The 2,049-nt window shown below is 34.6% G+C and carries 1 protein-coding gene; it reads right to left on the reverse strand.

All coding sequences use genetic code 11. From position 1 onward, the window contains the following. Nucleotides 1-585 precede the first annotated feature (585 nt). Nucleotides 586-2,001, reverse strand: a complete 1,416-nt coding sequence (locus tag AC1DRF_RS24760) for an MFS transporter (protein ID WP_230184998.1) — start codon at nt 1,999-2,001, stop codon at nt 586-588. Between the last annotated feature and the right edge of the window lie 48 nt (nt 2,002-2,049).

The raw sequence follows: 2,049 nt of genomic DNA on the forward strand, positions 1-2,049 counted from the left end.
GGTATGGAGAGTGGTATCTTTAATAAAATCAATGGGAGACTGTTAATCCTACAGGATAAGATGTTATTTACTATGTTTTTCTACACAAGTATAATAAATAAAACTATTTTCACTAAAATACGTTAACTATTGTTTAAGGATTAAGAGTAATTTAGTTCATATAATGTTTTACATAATCTGGCTTATGTAAACTAGAAGTGAATACGATATACAGTCTGAAAAATAAAAAAGGAGCAGATTCAAATTTGAAACCCGTTCCTTATCCACTTCAGTATAATATGCATACTCTTAAATTAGAGGTATTAAACATTTATTGCAAAAAGAAAACACTACTGTATCTTGACAGTAGTGTTTTCTAATCAAAAAAATGGGTTTCGAATACCAAAAGTCGGAAGGCATTCTACTTGCATTTTGTTCCAAGTGCATAAAAAATATACTAACAGCAAATGAAAAAACTATCCTATATGAACTGAACCCAAAAAGTTGTCTTTTGTCTTTCTTCTCCCCAGAAATCACGTTTGTGAGAAAATGCTTTTCGGAAACAAGTAAGCTTAAAACGCAAAATAGTTGAGTAGCTACTTTCTTTTATTCCGTTGATTTTTCTTTTTGTTCGGTATGCCACCATAATGCATCTTTCGGGTTTTCAACAGCTTCGTTGTATTCAGATTTAGAAGCAACTGTTGGATAAGAACCTTTTAAAGATTTTCCTGCCGTGTTCTTGAATAAGAATAAAATCACTAAGAACCCGATAATGCTCACAATGGTTAGATAGAAAGCAGGGGCTAAGTTATTTCCTGTTTCATGAACTAGCCATGTGGCAACTAATGGCGTCGTCCCACCAAATATTGAAACAGAAACATTAAACGTCACGGCTAATGTTCGGTAGCGAATATCGGTATAGAACATCGTTGGTAATGTTCCAGGCATGGTACCTTCGTAAGTGGAAAGTAGAACACCTAAAATTAAAATACCTAATGAAATAAAGACTAAGCTGTTCAAATTGATTAAATAAAACGAAACAGCTGACAATAGACTTAATCCACCTAAACCGATTAAGAAAACCTTCTTGTTTCCAATTTTGTCACTAAGCTTTCCAAACATGAAAGCAAGTGGCACCATCAGAATCATGGTCACAGTAATTAATACAGTTCCCACTGTATTAGACAATCCAATAATTTCATTTAAATAAGAAGGCATGTACGATAATAGCATGTAGTTTGTAATGTTAAAGAATGCCACAGCTACAAAACAAACAAACACATCTTTTTTGTGATTTTTCAAAATGGATAGAAAGCTTTCTTCCTGGACTTGGTCATCAGAGCTGGAAAGTTCATTTTCAAAAATCGGCGTTTCCTCTAAACTGCTTCGTAAATAAAATCCAATTAGACCTAAAGGTAAGCCAAGTAAGAACGGTATTCTCCATCCCCATGAGGCCATCTGTTCATCCGTTAGAAGAAGAAAAAGCAAACTAGCTAGCAGTGATGCTAGGATATAACCCGTGAGGGTTCCAATTTCTAATCCACTTCCAAGTACATTACGCTTATTGTCTGGAGACGATTCTGCGATATAGACCATTGCACCAGCATATTCACCGCCGGTTGAAAAACCTTGAATAATTCTTGCTATTAATAAGAGGATCGGTGCCCATATACCGATTTGATCGTATGTAGGTAATAAACCGATGAGTAATGTGGAAAACGCCATTAAAATAATGGTGGTGGTTAGAACAACTTTCCTTCCTAACTTATCTCCAATTCTTCCGAATATAATACCCCCTACTGGGCGCATTAAGAAGGCAATCGCAAAAGTGGCAAATGTGAATACCAATTTTAGCTCATCATTCCCAACAGCACTAAAAAAGTTTTGACTAATGATAACAGCTAAATATGAATATAAACCAAAGTCAAACCATTCCATTGCGTTTCCTACGCCTGTAGCAAAAACACTTTTTTTAGCTTTGTCAATATCTACGATGTTAATTTTTTTCTTGTTAAACTTCATTTATATTATGTCACCTCCAAGGCATATGATTATACAAGAATAAGAAGC

Source organism: Priestia sp. P5_B4, from assembly GCF_056400385.1.

Coding starts and splice junctions, on each gene's coding strand:
- AC1DRF_RS24760 (WP_230184998.1), bottom strand. CDS start 2,001: ATGAAGTTTAACAAGAAAAAAATTAACATCGTAGATATTGACAAAGCT.